The sequence below is a fragment of the Inquilinus sp. genome (genome assembly GCF_057815775.1).
The window spans coordinates 1-4,172 of record NZ_JBYRFX010000706.1; the positions used below are offsets into that span (position 1 = coordinate 1).

5 protein-coding genes are annotated in these 4,172 nt (G+C 68.6%); 1 reads left to right on the forward strand and 4 read right to left on the reverse strand.

Annotated features, from left to right (window positions below; genetic code table 11):
• Positions 1–169 precede the first annotated feature (169 nt).
• Positions 170–979, reverse strand: coding sequence for an ABC transporter permease (locus tag AC3XYG_RS24670; protein ID WP_489142514.1), 810 nt, complete (start codon positions 977–979; stop codon positions 170–172).
• A complete protein-coding gene (locus AC3XYG_RS24675; RefSeq protein WP_489142515.1) occupies positions 963–1,724 on the reverse strand; it encodes an ABC transporter ATP-binding protein in 762 nt (253 codons plus the stop codon). Before AC3XYG_RS24675 ends, AC3XYG_RS24670 begins: the two co-directional genes overlap by 17 nt.
• 306 nt (positions 1,725–2,030) lie before the next feature.
• On the opposite strand from AC3XYG_RS24675, the gene AC3XYG_RS24680 reads away from it, so the two are divergent.
• Positions 2,031–3,044, forward strand: a complete 1,014-nt coding sequence (locus AC3XYG_RS24680) for a zinc-binding alcohol dehydrogenase family protein (RefSeq protein ID WP_489142516.1) — start codon at positions 2,031–2,033, stop codon at positions 3,042–3,044.
• A 4-nt stretch (positions 3,045–3,048) separates the two neighbouring features.
• On the opposite strand, the gene AC3XYG_RS24685 is transcribed toward AC3XYG_RS24680, so the two are convergent.
• On the reverse strand, positions 3,049–3,402 hold the full coding sequence (locus AC3XYG_RS24685; protein ID WP_489142517.1) for a hypothetical protein: 354 nt from the start codon (positions 3,400–3,402) through the stop codon (positions 3,049–3,051).
• Positions 3,403–3,551: 149 nt separating this feature from the next.
• Positions 3,552–3,890 carry a hypothetical protein gene (locus AC3XYG_RS24690; protein ID WP_489142518.1) on the reverse strand — a complete coding sequence of 113 codons (339 nt, stop codon included), beginning with the start codon at positions 3,888–3,890 and terminating at the stop codon, positions 3,552–3,554.
• Positions 3,891–4,172 lie beyond the last annotated feature (282 nt).

The following is a 4,172-nucleotide window of genomic DNA, read 5'->3' on the forward strand; positions in this document are numbered from 1 at the left end:
CTTCTCGGCGATGGTCAGCGGCAGATAGTACAGCAGCGGCTTGCCGCCGACGCCGATGGTCAGGTGGGTCTTTTCCGGTGCCGCCACGGCCGGGACGGCCAGCGCCACCAGGCCGAGAAGCAGGGCCAGGCCCCGCAGCAGGATCCTCATCCGTTTCCTCCTTCTTTGTTCACGCTTGGGCTGAGTTATTGGCCGCGCTGTCGGGCCGCCACACCAGCAGCCGCCGTTCGATCATCGAGACGCCGGCGTCGATCAGCACCACGAAGGCCGACAGCACCAGCATGCCGGAGAACACGCCGACCACGTCGAATACGCCTTCGGCCTGGGCGATGCGGTAGCCGAGCCCCGCGGTGGCGCCGAGATATTCGCCGACCACGGCGCCGACCAGGGCGAAGCCGACCGAGGTGTGCAGGCTGGAGAACACCCAGGACAGCGCCGACGGCATGTAGACATGGCGCAGCAGCTGGCGGTCGTTCATCCCCAGCATCCGGGCGTTGGCCAGCACGGTCGGGCTGACCTCGCGCACGCCCTGGTAGACGTTGAAGAACACCACGAAGAACACCAGGCTGACGCCGAGCGCCACCTTCGACCAGATGCCGAGGCCGAACCACAGCGCGAAGATCGGCGCCAGCACCACCCGCGGCAGCGCGTTGGCGGCCTTGATATAGGGGTCGAACACCGCCGCCGCCGTCGCCCGCCGGGCGAACCAGAAGCCGAGGGCGACGCCGCCCAGCGACCCGATGCCGAAGGCCAGCACCGTCTCCAGCAGCGTCACGCCGAGATGGCGCCAGATCACGCCGGAGGCGAAGTCGCGCCAGGTGCGCACGATCACGCCGAGCGGGGTGGCGAAGAAGAACGGGTCGAGGATCTTGGTGGCGGTCAGCACATGCCACAGCAGCAGGCTGACCACCGCGACCGCGACCTGCCAGGCGAGGATGCGGCCCCGACCTGAAGCCCAGCTTTCAGACGACATCGCCATAAGCCTTCATCACCTCGTCCTTCAGCGCCGCCCAGATCGCCCGGTGCAGGGCCACGAATTGGGGCTCGTGCCGGGATTCGGCCGGTTCGCGCGGCCGCGGCAGGTCGACACGGTGGTCGGCGATGATCCGTGCCTGCGGCCCGGCCGACAGCACCACCACCCGGTCGGCCAGGGCGATCGCCTCCTCCAAATCGTGGGTCACGAACAGCACCGCCTTGCGCATCGCCGACCACAGCGACAGCAACAGGTCGCCCATCACGATCCGGGTCTGGGCGTCGAGCGGGCCGAAGGGTTCGTCCATCAGCAGCAGCTTCGGCTCCAGGATCAGCATCTGGGCCAGGGCGACGCGCTTCTTCTGGCCGCCGGACAGCTGGTGCGGATAGCGGTCGCCCATCGGCGCCAGCCCGACCCGGACCAGCCAGGCCTGCGCCCGCTCCCGCGCCTCGGCCCCCGCCACGCCGCGGACCGTCAGCCCGACCGCGACATTGTCGCGCGCGGTCTTCCACGGCATCAGCGAATCCGCCTGGAACAGGTAGCCGGCGTCGCGGTTCAGCCCCTGCAGCGCCCGCCCGAACACGGTGCAGCCGCCGGACGCAGCCGGCACCAGCCCGGCGGCGACATTCAGCAGGGTCGACTTGCCGCAGCCGGTCGGCCCGACGATGGCGGTGAACTCGCCATCGGCGATCACCAGGTCGGTTTCGGCCAGGGCGACGTAGCGGCCGCCGCCCTTCAGCGGGTAGGCCACGGAAATTCCGGAAAACGCGATGGCCGGCGGGGCGCTATCGCTCCGCGCCGGTCCGGCGACACTCTGCACCCTGCCTGCCTCCCTCGACTGATCGCCCTGTACGGGTCTTGTCGGACTCGAAACCAAGTCTGTCCAGTTCCGGCGCGGCATTCCAGTCAAACCGCGGCGGCCGGGCCGGCGGCAATGCGATGGCGCCGTCCTGGCCAGCGCATGCCTCCTCCGCCGGCCCGACCGGCCGAACCGGCTCGACAAGCGCGATATGTCCGATCAATTTGGGGCCACACCGCGATGACCCGATACGGACGAATGATGAAAGCGATCCTCTGCGAGAAGCCCGAAGCGCTGCGCCTGATCGACCGGCCGGAGCCGGTGCGGCAGCCGGGCGAGGTGCTGGTGCGGATCCGCCGGGTCGGCATCTGCGGCACCGACTATCACATCTATAAGGGCAACCAGCCCTATTTCGAATACCCCCGCGTGATCGGCCATGAGCTGGGCGCCGAAGTGGTCGAGGCCGATGCCGGCAGCGCGTTCCGCCCGGGCCAGGTCGTCGCCATCCAGCCCTATCTGCATTGCGGCACCTGCGTCGCCTGCCGCCGCGGCCGGACAAATTGCTGCAAGACGCTGTCGGTCCTGGGCGTGCACCGTGACGGCGGCCTGTGCGAATGGCTGTCGGTGCCGGAGGAGAATGTGGTGCCGGCCGAGGGCCTGAGCCTGGACCAGGCCGCGATGGTCGAGTTCCTGGCGATCGGCGCCCATGGCATCCGCCGCGGCGCCCCGGGCGCGGGCGACCGGGTGCTGGTGGTCGGCGCCGGGCCGATCGGCATCGCCGCAACCATCTTCGCCAAGCTGCGTGGCGCCCATGTCAGCGTGCTGGACCTGCATCCCGGCCGGCTGGCGTTCAGCCGCGACGTGCTGAAGGCCGATGCGGTGTTCGAGGGCGGCGGCGACATCGATGACCGGCTGAAGCGGACCACGGACGGCGATTTCTTCGACCTGGTGGTCGACGCCACGGGCAGCCCGGCGGCGATGCGCAAAGGCTTTTCCTACGTCGCCCATGCCGGCGCCTATGTGCTGCTGAGCATCGTGCGCGACGAGATCGGCTTTTCCGATCCTGAGTTCCACAAGCGCGAGACCACGCTGCTGGCCAGCCGCAATGCGACACGCGAGGATTTCGAGCATGTGCTGGCGGCGATGCGGGACGGCCACGTGCCGACCGCGGCCCTGGCCAGCCATCGCGGCGGCATCGCCGACGTGCCGGCGCTGATCCCGGGCTGGAGCCGGCCGGACGCCGGGGTGATCAAGGCCCTAGTGGAGGTCTGATCCCCTAGGCGTGGCGGCGAAGGGGCGAATCATTCGCGGGATGCGGAATCGCCAGCACCGCCGCTTCGGCCTGCGCCGCGATCCGGCCGAGCCCGCAGCGGATCTCTTCCGCCTCCTGGTCGGTCATCGGCACGACCTCCATCGGCCAGGCGAACACGGCCTGTCGCCGGTCGGCCGGCAGTTCCAGATAGTTCAGGGCGGAGATGGCGCCTTCCGTCATGCCGCGCGATAGGAAATCGTATCCGCGGCGCAGGAAATGAATCTCCCAATGATCCAGCCCGCTGTCGAGCTTCGTCAAATAGCGCTGCACCAGGCTTCCCGAGAAGATCTGATAATAGCCGAATACTCCGTTACACATGAAACTTTCCTCGACTGATGCGGCGCCATCCCCGCCGAAGAGAAGTGTGCTGACCGGCCGTCAACTCTCCGTGAATTGACCGCGACGCAAGAAGCGCCAGCATTTTGACTAAACTTTGACGGCCGCCGGTTCCAATCTTGACCACCGGATCAAGGGGCCGGCCGCTGCGGTTCGGCGGCGCGGAACGGCCGGCTGCGCAAGTCCAGCCGGCGCTTCAGCGCCTTGACCTCGTCCAGCAGCCGCGCATTCTCGCTGCGCAGCTGGCGCATCCGCGATTCCGCCGCAGCGAACCGGTCGGTGAACGGGTCACGTCCCTGCGACCGGACCGGCCGCGGCGCCCGCGCCGGTGCCAGCAGATCCCACCAGGTCCAGCCGCTGCCGCGCACCAGCTTGTCTGCCGCCAGTGCGGCCGCCGCGCGTTCGCCGTCATGATCGGAGCCGAGCATCCCCAGGATCCGGATCAGCCGCACCAGATCGCCCTTGCGCATTCCGCCCCCTCCCCGCCGTTGGAAGGCAGAGATGATCTCGGGCCGGGATTTTTCAAACCGACGCGGCGCGGCCCCTGCCTTGCCGGTTCTCGGCTGGTCAGACGCGACAGGATGTGCTAGGGTCCGACCATCGAACAGGCGACGGGCCGCACCGGGAAACCGGCGCGGCCCGTTTCGTTTTCGCAGCAGATTCAGTGTGGTCATGGGTTTGGTTCGGGCGGCGGGATGTTGGGTTGGGCAAGCGAGTCCCATCTACGTCTGCTTCCCGGGTGAACCGGCCTC